Here is an 18,758-nt window from a genome sequence, read left to right as displayed (position 1 = left end):
CAATCCGATTTCGGCGTAACTGGACGTAGCATCGCAATCCGTTGAAGGCGAATCGAATGAGCATGACGAAGGCTGAGGTTCTGGCGCTGTTAAAGAATAACCGTGACGAGCGGGGCACCACCTATTGGCAACGGCAGGCTTCGACTTTGAAGAGCTATGGGATCGGTTTGACGGTACTGCGAAAGCTAGCCAAGCAGATCGGCCGAGACCACAAGTTGGCTCGGCAGCTTTGGAAGAGTGATTGCTACGACGCCAAAGTGATTGCGTTATTGATCGACGATCCCAAGCAAATCACTCGCAAACAAGTTGAAGAGCAGGTAGATCAGCTAGCCGACGGTATGTTATTGCATGTCTTCGCTTCTTGCGGTTCGACGGTTGCCAAGGCTCCGTTTGCTTTTCAGATTGCCGATGATTGGATGAGCAGCGACGATTCTGTTCGCCGGCGTTGTGGCTACTCGTTGCTGTACGAATTGTCCAAAAAGAACCCCAAGGGAATGGACGACGAGTACCTAATGAAGCGGATCGAAAAGATCGTCGATTCGATTGTTGGCGAAGAGATGTGGGTTCGCGAAGCAATGGCGACGGCGTTGATGGGGATCGGTAAGCGAAATAGAAAGCTAAACATCACTGCCATCCGAGCCGCCAAAAAGATTGGTCCGATCGACGTCGATTATGGCAATGATAATACCTGTGAACCGCTCGACGTGTTGAAGCACCTGACGAGCGACACGATGAAAAAGAGGTTTGCAACGTGAGGCGCTCGCCGCTTGGTCTAAATTGATGGCACTTCCGCCGAATCGGCGGGTGATTTTTGTGAGGATTGCTTGGGCGGTGGAGGGGGCGAGACGCTTGTTCGGGCTCGGCAAAAGGGGGGGCCACCCCTGTTCACATCGCCGTGCTTCCATAGTTATTTCATGGTACGGCACGCGAGTCGCCGTACCAAATTAGACCGTGGAAGCCGCTTCACGGATCGCGTCCTCGATAACTGGTTCCGGCACACTGGAAGCGATCGGAGTAGATGTCGAATCGACGCTAAGCCCGCTTATCCGAAGTCCAGTAGCGACATCAGCAAACATCGTGAAGCGTCCCGACATATCGGACCTGCTAGAAACCTGGACGCCGATCCATGACCAAGCACAAAGCAACTTGCTTGCTATCGCCAGTAAATCTACTGCCGCGGAAACTCGGAGCATAAGCGTGCAGGTGTAGCCGCACCGACCGGTCGATGCGGCAGCGCGAAATCAAGCGTCAATCTCTTCGTTGGTCAATCCTAGGAATCAGATGGTTCCGTTGATGTACTTGCATGACGAAGAGCGTCCGTCAACGAGCGTCCAGTGACAATTTTGATTCAATGCATGCTATCGGCAATCGCGGAAGCAACCGTGTTCGTAAGCACTATCTCAATAGCGACGATTGGGCCATGTCTGCGATTGTTGCGATTGCCAATACGTTCAGCTCCGTGTCAAAGATATTCTATTCCTAACAAACGCGATACTCTCGCAGCGGTTTCTCGATGATGGCGTCAATCATTCAGTCTCGCCAGATTTCACCTTAAAGATCATGCAGCCGTAGCTACACATTTACTGATGGCTTTTCTTGACGCATCTGAGTGCTCTGACATTACCGATGGGGCTGGCGTGGTGGTTCCCCGAAGTAGGCCTTGAGGCTGATTGCGTTGCTGCTGAACTTGCAAGAACGTCCATAGTGTCGCAACTCTGATCCGTTTGCTTGGATCCGTTTCGACTTCGGATTGCTCGGCTGACACTTCCAAGCAATCGTTGATTGCTCGGCTGACACTTCCAAGCAATCTTTGATTGCTTGGATTTAGTGGACAGCCGTCAAACGCCGTTACGAAGAGGTGCAATCGGAAAGTTTTTGGTATCAACTGATACGGACCAACTGTTTGCCTAGGTTGTCGCCTTCGAATAGTCCGATGAACGCTGCGGGGGCGTTCTCTAGACCTTCGGTAATCGTTTCCTCCCAGACAACCTGCTTGGATTCGATCAGCGATGCCATTTCTCGAACGAATTCATCTTGGGCATCCATGTGGTCGCGGACGATAAATCCTTCCATACGAATTCGTTTGGCAATAATCTTAAAAAGGTTTCGTGGTGCTGCAGGCGGATCGGTAGCGTTGTAGGTTGCGATCATGCCGCATTCAACGCAGACTCCGAAGTCATTCATCACGTCGAGGGCGGCTGCGAGGTGATCGCTGCCGACATTGTCGAAGTAAACATCAACGCCGTCTGGAGCATGCTGCTTGAGTGCTGCGGTGAGGCCATCAGTTCTTTTGTAATTGATGACTGCGTCGATGCCAGTTTTGTCTTTCAGCCACTTGATTTTTTCGGCTTTGCCGGCGCTGCCGATGACGCGGCAATTTTTGGCCTTGGCAAGTTGGCAGACGATTGAACCAACAGCGCCCGATGCTGCGGAGACGAAGACGGTACTGCCAGATTGCAGTTTGGCGATTTTATTAAGGCCGACCCAAGCGGTCATGCCTGTCATGCCAAGAGCGCCGAGATAGGTTTGCACGGGTGCGACGTTCGGATCAACTACCGTAATGCCGTCACCGCTCGACTTCCAATAGTCCCGCCAGCCTAAATTACCTAGTACGTAATCGCCTTCGTTAAAATCATTGTTTCTCGTTTCGACGATCTTCCCGATGCAGCCACCTTCGAGCGGCCGGTCGATTTTGAAGGCGGGAACGTAACTCTCACCTTCTTTCATTCGACCACGCATGTATGGGTCGACAGACATCCATTCGTTCTTGACAAGAAACTCTCCGTCGGTGATCGGCGCGATTTCGGTTGTGGTCGCCTTGAAGTTGATTTCCTGCGGTACGCCTTCAGGTCGTGACGCGAGAACGATTTGCCTAGAAACGGTGGCATTTGATAATTTGGTAGTCATTTTTCAATTCTGTGATAGGTGTGCTGACAAGGTTTGCGGGCAGCGAAACTCGCCAAGAATTTCGCTGTGCAGCCTGACTCGATTAACGTCATGGCGACTTTTAATGCGAGGTGCCAAGGTGGATCAGTTTCTTATTAACGAATTCAAGGATTCCTAGGTGGGATAGTTCCCGTCCATAGCCGGATTTTTTAATGCCTCCGAATGGTAGTTCGGCTTGGGACTTTGTTGGTCGGTTGACGAACATCATCCCGGTTTCGACTTTTTCGGCAACGCGGCGGCCTCGTTCAGTGTCGGCGGTGAAGACGCTACCGCCGAGACCGTAGGACGATTGATTGGCCAATTTGATCGCAGCGGCTTCGTCTTTGACGATGTAAATCGTCGCGACAGGACCGAATAGTTCTTGATCAAAGATTGGGTTGTCTGGGGTCACGCCTGATAAGATCGTGGGGTTGAAATAAGCACCTTCGCGATCCGGCCGATCCCCGCCAAGCAACACGACTGCACCGGCGTTGATGGAAGATTGCACCTTCTCGAGTAAATCCACGGCGGCTTCCTCGGATGAAAGTGGTGCGAGCGTTGTTCCCTCGTCCATCGGATCGCCCATTTTCAATTCCGACATTTGCTGTTTGAATCCCGCGATGAAGGATTCTGCAACAGCTTCGACGACGATGAATCGTTTCGATGCAACACACGACTGACCGGCGTTGACCGTACGGCCTTTGACGGCTTGCTCGATCGTGTGATCCAGGTCGGCATCTTCGAGGACAATAAACGGATCGTTGCCACCGAGTTCAAGGACACTCCGTTTCAGATTCTTTCCGGCGAGCGCCGCGACGGCTGCTCCGGCCGGCTCGCTTCCCGTCAGCGAGACGCCTTGAACACGTTGGTCTGATACGATCGCTTCAACGAACTCGGATGGGATAAATAGGTTTGTGTAGACGCCTTTAGGTAGGCCGCATTCGGTGAACAGTTCCTCGATGGCTTTTGCACATTGCGGTACATTGCTGGCGTGTTTCACCATCACTGTGTTGCCAGCCATAATGTTCGGAGCGGCGAAACGTACGACTTGATAGAACGGAAAGTTCCAGGGCATGACACCCATCAAAACTCCGAGTGGTTCATAGTGGATGTAGGCGTTCGCATCTTCAACTTCTACCTTTTGATCGGCAAGAAACTGCTCGGCACCGTTCGCATAGAATTCCGCAATATTCGCACAATATTCGATTTCGTACTGGCTTTCGGAGATGCGTTTGCCCATGTCGAGCGTGATCGTTCGAGCGAACTCATCGGCATCCGCTCTGAGAAGTTTTGCGAACTTTAGCAGACAATTTTTTCGGTGCGAGAAAGTCGTCTTGCGCCAGTCTTTGTAGGCTTCGTGAGCTGTGCCAATCGCTTCGATGACCGCGTCTTTTGTTTGGGGCTCGAATTGTTGCAGTTTTTCGTTCGTAGCGGGATTGATGCTGGTGATTGTCATAGGACAGGTCTCGTTGGGAATGGGAACGTGGTGACAAGCTACTAACTTGTTATGGAAACAGTCGACAGGCTTGCAGCTTGAGCCGACCGTGTGCGGTCAGACCCCATGCAGCTTGGCGACCAATTTTCGGGTTGCGAAGCGTGGCAGAAAGCTTGTCGATGTCATCATCAGACGGTTCTTCCAGCTGGGAATGACGATGTCCCTGTTGTTGACATAGCCTTCGTACCCGGCCTTGGCCCGCGTTGTTGACGAGTGTGTCGACTTGGATGGATCGTTCGCGCAGTTGGCGACATCGCTCATCTATTGCGTCGGGCCTGGCGAGATCTTTTGGAATGACGATTGCATTGACGCCGTGTTTCTGTCGAACTTGGTCGGCCAATTCATAGAGTTTGTCTTCGCTTCGTGCAACAAGCACCAAACCGTCGCCACCCTTGGCAAACCGTTTCGCGAGTTCCCAGCCGATACCGGACGAGGCTCCTGTAACGAGTGTGGTAGGCATGGTGTCTTTCTGCGGAGTGGAGTTTTGTTTTGACATCGCATAGACAGCGACGCGATTAGCGTGCCAAAGAGTGACGTCGTGGCAAAAGTGGCATGCGACTTGCGTTTTGATTGAAACATGAAAACTGCAAGTAAACGATTCTTTCAGCAGCGGTACCTTCAGCTAGTCCGGTTTCTCCGTGGACGCGAACCGACAGTTCTCCTGGGGTTATTGGTCGTTGTGCTGGTGGCCTGGGGGTTTATCGAGTTGACGGATGAAGTGATTGAAGGAAGCACTGACTCGTTCGATCGCTGGGCGGTGCGGAGTTTGCGGGATGCAAATGACCTTGCGAATCCAATCGGACCGACTTGGTTGGAGGAGGCAGGACGAGATTTAACGGCTCTTGGTGGCATAGCGGTCATGTTGATCGCAATTGCATCAACAGCCGGTTTTTTGGCTATCAATCGAGCGTACCGAACAATGGCTGTGCTGCTGGTTTCCACGCTTAGCGGGATAGGAGCAAGTTTGTTGATGAAGTCACTATTCGCTCGACCTCGCCCCGACTTCGTACCGCATCTTTCGCATGTTTATACGAGTAGCTTTCCGAGTGGACATTCGATGATGGCGGCAGTTGTTTATCTAACGCTGGCGGTACTGATCTCGCCGATACTGAGACATTTCTGGTTGCGGTTCTACGTGATCGCGGTGGCGGTCGGATTGACCGTGCTGGTCGGAATTAGCCGCGTCTACATGGGCGTTCACTATCCGACCGATGTGTTGGCCGGTTGGTCAGCCGGTTTGGTTTGGGCGATCACGTGCTGGTTGATAGCGAAGGGTGTCAATCCGAAGCGGGAAAGCATGTAGTCGCCCGATTGGTGGCGTAGAGGCAAAAGTAAAACGCCGGGAGTGGATGACTACGCATTTGGTCCTGGCATGGGATTTGCGTCCTACGAGGTTCGCATCTGCAACTCTTTAGCATGGCATCACTCAACGGGTGTCAAACTCCTACCTGTCTCACGCGCCGATGGATTTCCTCAAGCAATCCTTTTCTGAATTCTCCAAAGATCGCTGTACGACGCTTGCCGCGGCACTTGCATATTACACCGCGTTCGCCTTGCCGCCGTTATTGTACTTGCTGTTGACGGTGCTGACGTTTGGATTGTCGGTGGCTTATGAAAGCGACAGCGCGAAGGAGAAGGCGCAAGCGGTCTTGGAAAAGCAAGCGACCGAGATGCTCGGTAACGACGCCGCTGCAAAAGGAGTCACAACGATCTTGGAACACAATCGTGAGTCCGGTGGTACTTGGTGGAAGGCGTTGCTGAGTTTCGCAGGGATCATTGTCGCAGCAACCGGAGTCGTCGGCGCTCTGCAGGATTCATTGAATCGAGTTTGGCAGGTAAAACCCGATCCGAAAGCATCGGGATTTTTTATAATTCTTTACAAGCGGGTGATGTCGCTTGCGATGATTTTAGGTCTTGGTTTCTTGCTGCTTGTTTCGATCGTGGTTTCTTCAGTTCTGTCTAGTGCCGGAAAGCAACTCGGTGAAGCCGTCGGTATCAGTAACGGGGTTGCGGGCACGATCAACTACTTGGTTCAGGCGGCGGTGGTTTTCATCGTTTTTGCAGCGATCTTCAGGTTCATGCCAGATGCCAAGGTCAAGTTGCGAGATGTAATCGTGGGGGCAGCGATCACGACCGCTTTGTTCCTCACAGGGCGATTTGCCATGCAAGTCTATTTTTCGTACAGCGAACCAGGGGCGCAATTGGGTGCCGCTGCGGCTTCCTTAGCGGTGATTCTGGTTTGGGTGTACTACTCTGCGATAATCGTGCTGCTCGGTGCTGAGGCGACTCAGGTTTATGCGGTTCGTTATGGCCATGGAATTCAGCCGGAAGACAACGCAGTTCGGGTTGTTGAAGAGGTCCGCCGTACAGAAATTGGCTGACTGAGGCATCGTCGCCGGCCGTTTTCGGCGGGGGTGCACGCGGAAGGCAAGCACAGCAATTCGGTTGCACCTTTTTTCAAACCCGTTGGCGATTCGTAAAGGTGTCTATTGCCGTAGAGAAGCCTGTCGCTATCGCATTTGCTACGAGAACGTTGTTCGTTATCCGCGTGCCTTGGAATCGCCCAGCAGATGCAGAAACGAATTGCACGAGTTCACGCGATTGATCGGAGCGCGTTCCTAATCGTCGCTACCTTCCCGATGCAAATGGAGTGGTGGGGCTGTGTCCGGATACTGATTGAGCAACAGGGTTGTTCCAAAAGCTGATTCGCCTGAACTTTCTACTGTTGGCGATTGAAAAGATTCGGAGATTCGGTGATGCACTTGTCGAAATTGTTAGTCATCCATTACAAGGCGAAAATTGACGATGCAATTGGGCGGTCGGACAACGAAACCTTCGACGTCTCGCAAGATTTGCCCAGTTCGAAAAACGACAACTGGTTTTCCAACTACGACCTCCTTGGTTACTGGTAGTTTAGCGACGGCAACGCCGACGGAGCCTGGGATTACACCGCTTCGTATTACGACTACGACGGTGACGGTGTATACGATTCGAACTCCGAGAACGTCGACACCGTCAATGATCGTGTGTACGACGACTTCAATCGCTTCCGTTTTTCCCTTACCAATGCGGAACAGGACAAGAGGAATAAATGAAGTCTCAGAACGACCGGGAGACACGCACCTCACAGGTCATTTTGCACCAAGGCACCGTTAGAGCAGTTGCGATGAACAGTACACCTCATGGCACGATGCCTCGCCTGGCACAATACGTCAGCGTTGAAGGCACTGCATTCAATGCTGGCGAAAGTTTCCAATTGCTGGATTGCAATACAACTCGGAATCGCAACAAATAGTCGATCAACCGCAGTTGTCGCGAATTTAGAGGTATGGTGGAAGATAATGACGGTAAAGGTTCGTGGCAACACGCATCGACTTGTGAATATCAACACCAACGAAGGGATAAAGTTACTGGTGGACATAGGACCATAGGACAAGCTCAAGCTTGATGTTCAGAAACGCAACAAGTTGACCGCAACGGGACCAGTCGTAAATGAATTGGGCCACTCGATGTTGATCGCGAGAATAGTCAACGCCGGCGATGGATCTCCCCAAATTCATGTCAGAGACGTTGTAGCTGTTGTACACCGTCTATTCAGCAAGTCGCCCCTCATCCACAAACGGCGAGCTTGTCGGCTGGGTGCAACTTATGCGTGGGCATGCTGTTCAACGTTGATAATCACCCGCGCGCCTAGCCGTAAGGGACCTTTGTTCCCGCTCAGGTTTTTATGGCACAGGGTTTGCGTTATCGAGAATGTATTCCTGATTGCAACCTCCGGCGTGAGCAAGGTGACCCTGTGAACCGAGTACGAAAAGTTTCCAGGAAGATACATGATTGGATTCGCAAATGTCTGGAGTTCACAAAGCATGTTGTTGGGCCAGGCCGGTCTAAGCTATTCGTTGTTGAGTTTCTTGGTGGACCACTCGATGGGCACTTCGAAACCATTAGCCGCAACCGTTCGGCATCCATGCCAGTCTGGATTGACATTCCGATTTCACGCGCTCAATTTGATTTGATTGAGGGAGTGAATCCGAGAAATTGCAAGCCGCCAACAAGCGTTGCGATCTATGATCTCGTGCGGGTCGGTTCTAAGTGGCGTTTTCGGTTTCGGAAGCAGATTCCAGCACGCCGCTTACATGACAAAGACCGGTCGAGAGCGTAAGCGCAAGTTGCCAGCTTGTGATCCCGATACCGTAGCTGATCTCAGCCGACACGCTGGCAGCTTGTGACCATGGAGTGTTCATGAAAGCTCTCTTCATCACGTGGGTCTCCCATGTTCGCGAAAGTTACTGGTTTGTTCCGTCACTGATGGCGATTGGTGCCATCGTGCTTTCGTTCGTGACGACAGGAATTGACAGTCACTTCGGCGCGGGCTGGTTAGAGAAGATCAGTTGGCTTTACGCGAACAAACCCGATGGTGCTCGCGCTGTTCTATCGACGGTCGCTGGCTCGATGATCACGGTTGCAGGCGTCACGTTCTCGATGACGATTCTGTCGATTTCGTACACCACATCACAAGTTGGGCCGCGATTGCTCAACAACTTCATGCGCGATACCGGCAACCAGGTCACACTGGGTGTCTTTATTTCGACGTTCCTGTATTGCTTGATGGTTTTGCGAACCGTTCGTAACGGGGGAGGTGGCGGAGGCACGGGAGAAATGGCTGCTTTTGTTCCTCACATCGCGATCATCGTCGGGATTTTGATGGCAATCGCGAGTGTTGGAGTGTTGATCTATTTCATTCACCATATTCCAGAGAGCATCCATATTTCCAACATTGTCGCGGGAATTGGAAGAGATTTGAATCGACGGATTGATCATCAGTTTCCGTCCAGAGTCGGTGAGCCGAACGAAAAGAAGTCGCTGCAACAGGTCGAGTCAGGCCTGCCTGCTTCGTTCTACGAATCTGCGAAAGCAATCAAATCCGAGCACTCTGGTTACGTTGAATTCGCCGACACCGATGGCTTGATGCGGATTGCCGTCGAGAACGATTTGACGATACGGATGCGGTTTCGCGCGGGCGACTTTATCACGCCGGGGAACGTTCTGATGTTGGCTTCACCAAAGTCCAATGTCAGCGATGAAGTTGCTAACCAAATGCTCGCCACGTTCGTATCAGGAGCACAGCGAACTGCGAAGCAGAACTTGCGATTCGTTTTCAATCAACTGATTGAAGTCGCCATGCGAGCTTTATCTCCTGGCGTGAACGACCCATTCACTGCGACCAACTGCATGGATTGGATGCGATCAGCGTTGGAAAATCTCGCCGAGCGAGAATTGCCGGATGCGTACCGATACGATGACGATCAAAACCTTCGACTCGTTGCTGAGCCGGAACAGTTTGCTGATTTCGTATCACTTGTCTTCGATCGACTTCGCCCTTATGTGTCGGCTGATCGGAACGCGTCGATTCATATGATGGAGATGATTGCCAAGGTGTCGTTATCCGCTTCGAATGAAGCTTACCGACGATTGTTAGTCAGGCAAGCTGGTGCGTTAAGGCGGGAGTGTAAGCAGGTACTCAACGACCGACGTGGTATCGAGCTGCTATCTGATCGGCATCGTTCGATCATCTGGCTGTTACGCGATCCCGAGTATCGCAGGCAAGTGTTGGATACGGGGAACTGGATCGGTGGAAGAGCGTAACTGGCTATCCCCTTCCAATCGTCGGAAGCGCGTGGTGACGTTGTCGTGTGCGTTTTCGACGTGTCGCTCACTCCGACGTTCGGCATCCCTTTTGCTGCGGATATGACGAAACAGAATGTTTCCTATCTTCCTAAGCGAGATCAGCGATGTCCATCACTGCCCACGACCTAACACCAAGCCGCCTCAAACAAGGTGACCTAAAACAACTCGCCGAGACAACAGCGAATCCGTGCGTTTCGATTCTCATGCGAACGCACCGTTCCGGCGCCGCAACTCAGCAAGATGCGATTCGCTTCAAAAATCTCTTGGGTGAGGCAAGGCAGAAACTAAAGGAAGCCGGAAACGATTGCTCGATCCTGGCTCTCGTTGAGTCGTTAACGACCAACTCGGATTTCTGGCAGTATCAAGTCGAAGGACTAGCCCTGTTTCTAACGTCCGAGAATTGTCGTCTCATCAAATTGCAGAGATCAGTCGACGAACACGTCAGCGTCAGCGACTCGTTTTTCCTGCTACCGCTCGTTAGTCAGCAAAATGCTGGCGACAGCTATTTCGTGTTGGCGTTGACATGGGACGAAGCAAAGTTGTTCCGTTCCGCCGGCGATGTGTTGAAACTGGTCGAAACACAATCTCTGCCGGCCAAGTATCACGATCTCGTCTTGCCTCGCGACCCTGAAGAGAACTTGCAGAACACGAGTCACCGTAGTGTTGGCAACAACGGAGGCCCTTCGAAGGCGATGTTTCACGGCCATGGCGAAGGCGAAGGCAAGATCCAAGCAGATCGTGATCGATATCTATCGCTCGTCGGCGATGAAGTTTCCGAAGCGATCTACAACACCGGCACAGCGTTGGTGGTTGTTGCAACGGCCGAAGTCGCCGGACATTTTGAAGCGGCAACGGGCTTGACCGCCGATGTGAAAATCGAGGGTAGCCCTTCTCGGTGGAGCGACGACGAGATGCGAAATCGAGTCAACGAAGCGGTCGCCGAGCAGATTAACGCGGGTGGCATCGATTACGCCGAGCGATTCGGGACGGCGCTCGCACAATCCAAAGGCTCAAAGGACATCGAAGAAATCGTCACCGCTGCGAAACTCGGACGTGTTGAGTCAGTGATGGTCTGCTGCAGCAACGCTGACTTGGACCAAGTTAACGTGATCGTCGGCGAGACGCTGCGTCAAGGTGGAGACGTATTCAGTTGTGAAGCGGAGCACATGCCCGACGATGCAGCAGTCGCAGCAATCTTCCGCTACTAAAACAACTGTAGTGCTTGGCTCCCCGCGTGCGCTACCCAAAGCCACGCGCCGGAGGCGTGTGGCAACACCGAATTTCGAGACTCTATCTAGGAAGCAATCCAATGCAACGTCAACGAACCCTCGTCTACTTCTTCGCTTATGTCGCCTTTGCGATAGCCGCGATGATAAGTGTCCGAGCCGACGAAAGAAAACAGGCCGACGCCTTAGTTCGCTACGCCGAGACGCCCAAAATTAGCGATTGGGCGCTGGCTGGCGTTATCTGGAGCGACGCCAGTCTCGCTAAGAAACTCGCGTCCGAAGCTGCAAAACGCAGTGAATCGCCCGAGCAGAAAGAACAGCTTCATGCAATTGCCAAAACGTCAAGCGAATTAGTCGACGCTCTTGAGATGTTCGGCTGGAAACAAATCAGACACACTTCTTCCAAAGCGAAACGCGAGTCTTCATTGAACCCGACGTCTGACCTAAGAAACGCCGGTGTCGCACTTGCAGATTCGATCGACCGCGCTGAAAACACAAGCACTTCGCCCGATGAGACAGCATTCGATCCTAATAAGACGATCGCCAGAAAGCCGTCACTCGATTGGAGCGTCAAGCGATTTGATACGGAAACGCAAGCAGGCCGTGACGATCCTGGACTAGATGACGAACAAACCGGCAACAATCTGCGTCTTAATGTTGATCAATACCGTGTAAATGACTACATCGACGAAACGCCGGCCGAAGCACTAAACCGCGCCGATGCAATTGAAGACGGTGTCGAAGGAGTAATCGCTGCTGCCGCTGGTCGACGCGGCATGGGGCGTCCTTCGGCTGAACACATCAGTAAACGGGAAGTTCACACGCGGTCGGCAACCCTGCCTTACGCAGAGGATTCGATCTATGACAGTGACGACTATGATCCTGATGTGGATTACGAAATTGACAATCCACTCGGGGGCAACTCAACCAATCCAGCCAGCGCCGACCTGGGTGATGGAGACGACGGCATTGACCCCGATTCCCCGGCTAAAGTGATCGACGGCGAGGACGAGCTGATCGCAGCGATGGCACGCGAGAACAAGTCGAATGCCAAGCAGTCCAAGCGGAACGTAGAAATGGATCGCTACACGTCGAAACTTTCAGGCAATCAGCAAGATGCAAATTGGGTGCAGTTCCAACTCAACGCAAACCAGGCTACTTGGTCAGAATTCACAACCGAAGAAAATGTCGTTGAGCGAACGCGGATGGCCGTGACAAAGCTGAAGTCACATGCAAGTGCGGCAATGGATGCCACCTCGAGTCCTCGGCTGATAGAGATTCTGCAAACGATATTGAAGTAGACGCGAAACGGAAGTCGTCGGGACTTTCGGGGGTTACCGGGCTCCGCGACGGTAACTCTGGAGGACCTTTGCCGCGGAGTCATTGCTCGTTCTCAGCAACCTTATTTAGCAAGCGGCGAAGCGTCGGTGAGATTACTCCCCTGTCTTTGATACATTTTTCATCACCAGGATGCATAGTTTGTTGAAGACTGTAGCGCGCTGATACGATGTCGCGAATCACCGAAAATGTGGCTTGCTTGTCGAGCGGTTTCTGCAACAAACCATCTCCGCCTAGCTTCTGGATGATTTTTAGTGTCTGGCCGTCGTGAAGGCTGGTCATCACTAAAACGGGCAATTTGCGGATACTCTCATCGTCGGCCTGGCGAATTTTTTCCAGCAGTTCGAGTCCGCACAATTCCGGCATCTCAAGGTCAGTGACCAGAAGCTCAGGTGGTTGTTCTTTAATCATTTCCCACGCGAGCCTACCATTCTGCGCCAACCGGCATTCGAACCCGCACTCACGCAGCCACTTTCCAATAGTCTCGCGAGAACGACGAACGTCGTCAGCAATCACACATCGTTTGGGCAGTGCAGAGTGAGGCATCAACAGCGTATTTTCGAAAAGGAAACGAAGGAGCGTTTTCCATGATGCAATCTCTGTGCCGAAATAGCTGACGCAAGCATGAACAGACTTTTACCTGGCACGCTGATTGCCTTACAGAACTGGCGATGAACAAGCAACTCACACTCAACCGAGTGACCAGCATGCGAGTCCTCGTCATCGCGGCGTTGCCGGCCATGCTGGTACTTGCAACCAAGGGACTGTTTGCGCCGATGGGAAGTTTTTCATGCTCGTGGTCGCCGGGCTGCTCTTCGGCGTGTTGGTTTATTTGCTCAGTTCGTGGCCAGCCGAGCATGCTCCGCTGTTCTATTGCTCCAGCTTTCTCGTCGTCGTGGCGACCATGTTGCTGTCGACCGGCGTCGGCTGCTTCTACCTTAGTTCGCAAGTGGTTCGCCGAACGGATTAGCTGTGGTCGCATTCACAATCCGCTGCGCAAACGGCAGGCTGTCGCAGAACCCTTGGGCGAGCGAGCATTTGCCGAGTGTTTCGGAAATGCAAGATAGAGTCACGCAATCGACCAGTTGGGTTTTCCCAGAGATGTTTCAGTGGCTGCAATGGGTTGGCTGAGGTGCGACCTGCACGCTGGTGGTTTTCTTTATTGGACTCTAGGCTGCTTATGAACCTGAACTCTATCGAACCGGGCTGGTCAAGTTAGTACCAAACGATCGGCGAGATCGGGCAGGTGAAGTATTGAACGAATTGAGATCGGAATTGGCCCTCTGGATCGTTGGACGTTCACTTTCGATTACGATCGACGGCGTTGCGACTGCCATCGCGATGTCGGCTCTAGGAATATTGCTACCGATTTCGCTCGGTATCCGGGCTGCATCGTTGACGTTCATCCCCGACGTCGGGCCGCTTTCGGATGCAGCGCTACAGATGTTGCTCGCGATTGATTTCCGCACGCAAACAGTTTCGTTTGTGCTGCTTGTACAACGGGAATCTGCAAGCGGTCGAAAGCTATCTGATAACACCGGTAGTGTCAACGACACGAAGTCTCTTTACCACCAATTTTAACCATTGCTGCGAAATAGGTGATGGACGTGTTCATAGGAATCTTCGACGTAAGGATGGCCGCACCATTGGTTGTGAACGAACAATTCCGCATAGCGGTACAACGTTATAAACCTGAGATCAAAGCTATATAAATTCAGGATATTGTTATCTTATTTTGTCTTGCTGCTTGCGTATGAAACAACGAGCCGATAACGCTTCTTGGTGAACCCGAGCAGGCTCAGAAAATCTCGAAGAAGCACGCTTGCAGGCGGCTGAAGTGATCGCGGAATCAAAAGAGGAGGCGGTTGGATCGTTGCTGGTGCAAAGGAAGAAGCGGAAGAAGAAATGAGAGAAGCAAAACGTGAAGCAAACGAAATGGTTGCCGATGCCAGAGAAGAGTTGATTGAGAAACTGGATGCTTCACGCCAGACGCAAAAGGTGAATTCGAATCCGATCGCTGTTGTGGAAGGTACAGCCCCGTAGATAGGCTGAGTGGAAAATCATGCCAGCAGGCGTGCGATGACCCTCAAGTCTTGACGTCTTAAGCCGATCGATAGGATGACGTTAATGTCGCAAATTAGGCGACACTACGTTCAAGTGTCTTGACCCTAACGCGAACAGGTCGCTACAGCGATTCCAGCTCCGCTAATGTACGTTTGTTAAAGCCCGCCGACAGATCGTCAACGATCGCGCGGCGATGGGGGGAACTCAACGAGTTTGCTGTTCGCCCCACGGCGGATTTTCAGTGCAACCGTTGCACGTAACGACGATTCCTCACGTCGCAAGGAAATCTACTTGCGAGTGACGTGATGACCACTATCGGTAGGTCATTTGCCACCGTTTCGCCTGGCGTTCTGCCTGCTATTGGCAGATGAACGTAACGTGCTTTGATGACGACGCTCGAGCGGATCGTCGGATTTTGAATCGCTCGCTTCGCCTGTGGGATCTGGAGTGGACTTCTTCACGACAGGGATGGGAAACGAAAGTCCGTGGACAGTTTGAATGTTTGGGGTATTCATTGGTTCGTAGCAAATAGTGGGTTTTTGTAGGCACAAGCTGCCAGCTTGTCGGCTACCTCGCGAAAGTAAATGTGTAAAGCCGAACGGTTTTAACCAATCGCACCAAGCGCGAGGAAATTGATTTTCCGCTCGGCTAATCGGGTCAATTTTTGGTTAGCAAGTCCTTCTTCGTTGAGGGTGAGCTGCAACGTTTCGGCGGCTTCGTGGCTACCGAGTTTCTCGGCGTAGGTCCGCGCGATCCCGTATCCAGCCATTTCGTAGTGCTCGATCCGTTGAGCAGACGCGATCAAAGCAGCATCGAGAACCTTTTGTTCGATATCGCTTTTGATAAGTCCTTCGCCTTCCTTGATAAGCCCCTCCATGGCGACGCATTTGTGGCCACCTGGCTCAAAGTCGAGCTGTTTAAAGATCGACTCGAGTCTCGAAATATGTGTCCTCGTCTCATCCAAATGAGCTGCGAAACAACTTTTTAAATCTGGATTACTCGCCGCCTCTTGCATCTTCGGAATCGCTTCGAGCAATTGTGTCTCGGCGCTATACAGATCCTTCAGCTCGTGAACGTAAAGTTTGCTAAGTGAGTCCAATTTCATGGCATGCTTTCTTCGTGTTGGGGAAACGGTTGGTTTGCATAACCAGGACGAAGCATATCGCGTGCCATCGACAAGAATCGCGACATGAAAGCTGTATCGTTTGCAACTCCATAGAAGAATTCGCCGAGATTTTCGGTGATTCGGTCGAAGCCGAAACTCTTCGCGAGGTTTGTCGCGAACTACGTGACCGATCTGCCACCAAACTGGATGCGTCTGTGCCTAACCCACGCAAGCGTGCGACCAACCGTTTTGACTGGCACGATTCTTTCGAGTCATATCTGTCGTGGCGCGGCGGATAAATACAAACTGCATCTATAAGAGCGCTACATCCTGAACTTGGTGTTTCCTCGCATGGCGGACGCGACGCCTTCGATGTTCCGAACGACCAGACACCGTTTCCGGCTTTTGCTTATCGTCCTGAGGACAGATCACTGGTCAAGCCAACGGTTATCGTGTTCCACGGTTTGGGCGGACATGGGAAGAGTGGTTGTATGCGTTCGGTGGCGGAAACGCTTCTTTACCAAGGCTTTCCAGTCATCCTTTGGCCTGACTGAGTTGCTGGCGGATCGGCGCGTCCCTGCCAGCGGTTTCATCATCTGGAGTACACTGAGAACTGCAAGTGCTTGGTGCGTCCGATCCATGGAAACCATTCAAGGTGGACCAAACACAGACTGAACGCAGCCACATTTTCATTGGGAGCAAACTGCTGGTGCAGTATCGTGCCGAAGCTGGCGATAACTTGGCGTTCTCGTCTGTTGTGAGTCTCTCTGCCCCGCTCGATGAGAGCATCGCATGAAAGAATTCGCGACGAGAGTGGAATCGACTGTTCGATCGGTACTTGTTGCACCATCGAGAAGGAGAGCGGCTTCGCCCCCACGCTCACCTGAATGGTAAGGAGCGAAACGCAATCGGAAATACGTCAAGCGTATGAAAACTTGACGATCAGTTCATGTGATGACGGATGGGCTGCGAAAGTGCGAAAGCATCTTTTCAAGACAACTTCACGATCCATGTCCTCGGTCAGATTGTCGAGCCGCATTGTTGTTTAACGCCGCCGATGATCTTGTTGTTGATGTACTTACAACGGGAGATTGAGATTTTGAAGGTCCGCTAATTGCGGTACTCGCACCATCCGGCGGTTGCGCACGCCTACTCGACAATGACGGCAGGCGCTTGTGTCAATGCAATCTCGTTCCTTTTTCAGTTTTCGGCTATGGCGAACTATCGCGGAACGTAGATTCGCGAGGCACCATGCGGAGGATGGTATCGAACGTTAATCAAGCTGTGCGGATGCTTTGCTCCAGCTTCCACGGTCAAGTCCAGCACGGCTTGCCATTGACGCCATGTATCGACTTCACCACGCAGGATCGCGACACCGTTTTCGACTGTCACCTCAATCTGATTGCTGGTGTCAAACAGGGCAAACTTAAGTTTTCGCTCCAAGTCTTCCTTTATCTTCTTGTCGCTCTTCTCCTTCCAGTTGTTCTCGACAGCCAGCGAGTTGTTGACATGAACCACGCCTGTCACACCACCAGCGAGCCAGCCAGCGATTTGTTTTTCGGTCTCGCTCTCGACGATGCCGTACAGACTGACGTGCGCACGCTGGCAATGGACTCGAACATCGCGGCGGTCGAGATACGCGCTCAATCGAACGGCTTCCTGTGTTTCTCGGATGATGTCGCTATCGCTAGGCGATCGGTCAGAAAACTCGATCTTCAGTTCGTTCGACACTTGCTGAACGCCGATCACGTCCATCGCCAATCGTTCCGATTTTTCCTTGATTCGTAGTCGTGTAACGGAACCGGTCAACGTGACAATGCCAGAATCAACACTGGCTGAAATCGCATCCGCTTCGCCGAAAACGACCGGATCCGCATGGAGTACTCGCAAAAGGGCATCGCTGATCTTTTCGTCCGTCACATCCGCGTAGCGTGATTTGCGACGCGTACCGTCAGCCGAACTTGGATCAACTTCAACTCTGCTTACATCAACTTTTTTGATGCCTCTAACCTCTGCAACTTCCTCTAGACGATCCTTCATCTCCGCCGTGCTGACTTTGCCGGACAACATTGCGATGTGATCCTGGACGTTCACTTCGACGTCGGCGTCGTCTAGATAAACCGATTGAACGAGCAATGCATTGACCTCTTCACGCAGTTGCTGATCGCTGCGAGGCGTCAACAAGTTGACCGTCATTTGATTCACGACATTCGTCACACCGCGAACGCCCGAGGCAGTGAACTCGGCAATTCGCTTTTCCGATAGCGAATCGACTTTGCCCGTCATCGCAACTTCACCTGCGGTCACGTCGACAACGATTTGTGGCTTGTCAACACTGTCAGTGATGTGCAGGACCTTCAGCACGTCTTTTCGAATCGCATCGTCGGGTCGATCCGATGTTCTCACTAGAATTTGGTTGAGGACGGCTTCCACACCAAGAGTCCGTTTGGCGATGCGCGAGGCGAGGTTCTTATCTTGCAAACTATCAACTTGCCCCGATAGAGTGACAAGGCCGCCGTTCATTTCGACCTTAAGCGAACCAACAGCCAGTCGTTCATCGCCCTCAAAGTCGGATTGGATTGCGGAAGCGACAATACTGGGTTCGATCGACGAGGATTCAAGATCATCCGCGATCAAAATACTGGTGCTCACCAGTAATGAAGAGAAAACGATGAGGACAAGGGAAACGTTGCGAAGCATTGGAATGGGCGCCTTGCTTTGGGGATTTCGGAGTTACATGCTCAACTGTTGTGCGCCGCAACTCGTATGCCATCGCCCAGTTTGGTTGCAGACACGAAAATTCCAGAGCAATTGAGTGAGGCTGCATCAACCACGCTGGCCTGCAATCAACCACAGTGGCGGCGTACGCCGCATTCCTTTTTCGCTATCGCGGTCATTGAAAATGAAATTGCAGGAC

General features: G+C 52.2%; 16 protein-coding genes and 1 pseudogene. 10 read left to right on the top strand and 7 right to left on the bottom strand.

Annotated elements, in window-relative coordinates; translation table 11 throughout:
- Positions 1-56 precede the first annotated feature (56 nt).
- A complete protein-coding gene (locus tag Poly59_RS13650; protein WP_146534672.1) occupies positions 57-755 on the top strand; it encodes a DNA alkylation repair protein in 699 nt (232 codons plus the stop codon).
- A 1,126-nt stretch (positions 756-1,881) separates the two neighbouring features.
- Here the strand turns inward: Poly59_RS13650 and Poly59_RS13645 are convergent.
- From Poly59_RS13645 to Poly59_RS13635, 3 genes are all read right to left on the bottom strand, one after another.
- Positions 1,882-2,907 carry an NADP-dependent oxidoreductase gene (locus tag Poly59_RS13645; protein ID WP_146534671.1) on the bottom strand — a complete coding sequence of 342 codons (1,026 nt, stop codon included), beginning with the start codon at positions 2,905-2,907 and terminating at the stop codon, positions 1,882-1,884.
- A 100-nt stretch (positions 2,908-3,007) separates the two neighbouring features.
- Entirely contained in the window at positions 3,008-4,381 is a 1,374-nt protein-coding gene (locus Poly59_RS13640) for an NAD-dependent succinate-semialdehyde dehydrogenase (RefSeq protein ID WP_146534670.1), read from the bottom strand.
- Positions 4,382-4,430: 49 nt separating this feature from the next.
- Positions 4,431-4,880, bottom strand: coding sequence for an SDR family NAD(P)-dependent oxidoreductase (locus Poly59_RS13635; protein ID WP_246151633.1), 450 nt, complete (start codon positions 4,878-4,880; stop codon positions 4,431-4,433).
- A gap of 117 nt (positions 4,881-4,997) precedes the next feature.
- On the opposite strand from Poly59_RS13635, the gene Poly59_RS13630 reads away from it, so the two are divergent.
- The 3 genes from Poly59_RS13630 (at position 4,998) to Poly59_RS29490 (ending at position 7,332) form a co-directional block, all read left to right on the top strand.
- A complete protein-coding gene (locus Poly59_RS13630; protein ID WP_146534669.1) occupies positions 4,998-5,723 on the top strand; it encodes a phosphatase PAP2 family protein in 726 nt (241 codons plus the stop codon).
- Between the two features lie 130 nt (positions 5,724-5,853).
- Complete coding sequence (locus Poly59_RS13625) at positions 5,854-6,801, top strand: YihY/virulence factor BrkB family protein (RefSeq protein ID WP_456238990.1); 948 nt, start codon at positions 5,854-5,856, stop codon at positions 6,799-6,801.
- A gap of 375 nt (positions 6,802-7,176) precedes the next feature.
- Positions 7,177-7,332: a hypothetical protein gene (locus Poly59_RS29490; protein WP_186776240.1), complete on the top strand. Its 156-nt coding sequence runs from the start codon at positions 7,177-7,179 to the stop codon at positions 7,330-7,332.
- 1,176 nt (positions 7,333-8,508) lie between these two features.
- Here the strand turns inward: Poly59_RS29490 and Poly59_RS29485 are convergent.
- The gene (locus Poly59_RS29485; protein ID WP_186776239.1) at positions 8,509-8,664 is read right to left on the bottom strand and encodes a hypothetical protein; all 156 of its coding nucleotides are present in this window, start codon (positions 8,662-8,664) and stop codon (positions 8,509-8,511) included.
- On the opposite strand from Poly59_RS29485, the gene Poly59_RS13620 reads away from it, so the two are divergent.
- From Poly59_RS13620 to Poly59_RS13610, 3 genes are all read left to right on the top strand, one after another.
- A complete protein-coding gene (locus Poly59_RS13620; RefSeq protein ID WP_146534668.1) occupies positions 8,663-10,066 on the top strand; it encodes a DUF2254 domain-containing protein in 1,404 nt (467 codons plus the stop codon). The two genes, Poly59_RS29485 and Poly59_RS13620, sit on opposite strands and share 2 nt — an antisense overlap.
- 146 nt (positions 10,067-10,212) lie before the next feature.
- On the top strand, positions 10,213-11,316 hold the full coding sequence (locus Poly59_RS13615; protein ID WP_146534667.1) for a baeRF3 domain-containing protein: 1,104 nt from the start codon (positions 10,213-10,215) through the stop codon (positions 11,314-11,316).
- A 101-nt stretch (positions 11,317-11,417) separates the two neighbouring features.
- Positions 11,418-12,635: a hypothetical protein gene (locus tag Poly59_RS13610; RefSeq protein ID WP_146534666.1), complete on the top strand. Its 1,218-nt coding sequence runs from the start codon at positions 11,418-11,420 to the stop codon at positions 12,633-12,635.
- Between the two features lie 79 nt (positions 12,636-12,714).
- Here Poly59_RS13610 and Poly59_RS13605 read toward each other — a convergent pair whose 3' ends face one another.
- Positions 12,715-13,188 carry a response regulator gene (locus Poly59_RS13605; protein ID WP_186776238.1) on the bottom strand — a complete coding sequence of 158 codons (474 nt, stop codon included), beginning with the start codon at positions 13,186-13,188 and terminating at the stop codon, positions 12,715-12,717.
- 136 nt (positions 13,189-13,324) lie between these two features.
- Between Poly59_RS13605 and Poly59_RS13600 the strand changes: the two genes are divergently transcribed.
- The 3 genes and pseudogenes from Poly59_RS13600 (at position 13,325) to Poly59_RS29480 (ending at position 14,715) form a co-directional block, all read left to right on the top strand.
- Positions 13,325-13,642, top strand: a complete 318-nt coding sequence (locus Poly59_RS13600; protein ID WP_146534664.1) for a hypothetical protein — start codon at positions 13,325-13,327, stop codon at positions 13,640-13,642.
- A gap of 221 nt (positions 13,643-13,863) precedes the next feature.
- Positions 13,864-14,253, top strand: a pseudogene (locus Poly59_RS13595) (AI-2E family transporter); the annotation flags it as partial.
- A gap of 324 nt (positions 14,254-14,577) precedes the next feature.
- Entirely contained in the window at positions 14,578-14,715 is a 138-nt protein-coding gene (locus tag Poly59_RS29480) for a hypothetical protein (RefSeq protein WP_186776237.1), read from the top strand.
- Between the two features lie 625 nt (positions 14,716-15,340).
- Here the strand turns inward: Poly59_RS29480 and Poly59_RS13590 are convergent.
- Together Poly59_RS13590 and Poly59_RS13585 are read right to left on the bottom strand one after the other, a co-directional pair.
- Entirely contained in the window at positions 15,341-15,841 is a 501-nt protein-coding gene (locus tag Poly59_RS13590; protein ID WP_146534662.1) for a YciE/YciF ferroxidase family protein, read from the bottom strand.
- A 1,221-nt stretch (positions 15,842-17,062) separates the two neighbouring features.
- Positions 17,063-18,493, bottom strand: a complete 1,431-nt coding sequence (locus Poly59_RS13585) for a BON domain-containing protein (protein ID WP_186776236.1) — start codon at positions 18,491-18,493, stop codon at positions 17,063-17,065.
- Between the last annotated feature and the right edge of the window lie 265 nt (positions 18,494-18,758).

Source organism: Rubripirellula reticaptiva (assembly GCF_007860175.1).
Classification (GTDB): Bacteria; Planctomycetota; Planctomycetia; order Pirellulales; family Pirellulaceae; genus Rubripirellula; species Rubripirellula reticaptiva.
This window is presented reverse-complemented; position numbering and strand designations above follow the sequence as displayed.

Coding starts and splice junctions, on each gene's coding strand:
- Poly59_RS13650 (WP_146534672.1), top strand. CDS start 57: ATGAGCATGACGAAGGCTGAGGTTCTGGCGCTGTTAAAGAATAACCGT.
- Poly59_RS29490 (WP_186776240.1), top strand. CDS start 7,177: ATGCACTTGTCGAAATTGTTAGTCATCCATTACAAGGCGAAAATTGAC.
- Poly59_RS29485 (WP_186776239.1), bottom strand. CDS start 8,664: ATGAACACTCCATGGTCACAAGCTGCCAGCGTGTCGGCTGAGATCAGC.
- Poly59_RS13610 (WP_146534666.1), top strand. CDS start 11,418: ATGCAACGTCAACGAACCCTCGTCTACTTCTTCGCTTATGTCGCCTTT.
- Poly59_RS13620 (WP_146534668.1), top strand. CDS start 8,663: ATGAAAGCTCTCTTCATCACGTGGGTCTCCCATGTTCGCGAAAGTTAC.
- Poly59_RS13590 (WP_146534662.1), bottom strand. CDS start 15,841: ATGAAATTGGACTCACTTAGCAAACTTTACGTTCACGAGCTGAAGGAT.
- Poly59_RS29480 (WP_186776237.1), top strand. CDS start 14,578: ATGAGAGAAGCAAAACGTGAAGCAAACGAAATGGTTGCCGATGCCAGA.
- Poly59_RS13645 (WP_146534671.1), bottom strand. CDS start 2,907: ATGACTACCAAATTATCAAATGCCACCGTTTCTAGGCAAATCGTTCTC.
- Poly59_RS13615 (WP_146534667.1), top strand. CDS start 10,213: ATGTCCATCACTGCCCACGACCTAACACCAAGCCGCCTCAAACAAGGT.
- Poly59_RS13640 (WP_146534670.1), bottom strand. CDS start 4,381: ATGACAATCACCAGCATCAATCCCGCTACGAACGAAAAACTGCAACAA.
- Poly59_RS13630 (WP_146534669.1), top strand. CDS start 4,998: ATGAAAACTGCAAGTAAACGATTCTTTCAGCAGCGGTACCTTCAGCTA.
- Poly59_RS13635 (WP_246151633.1), bottom strand. CDS start 4,880: ATGCCTACCACACTCGTTACAGGAGCCTCGTCCGGTATCGGCTGGGAA.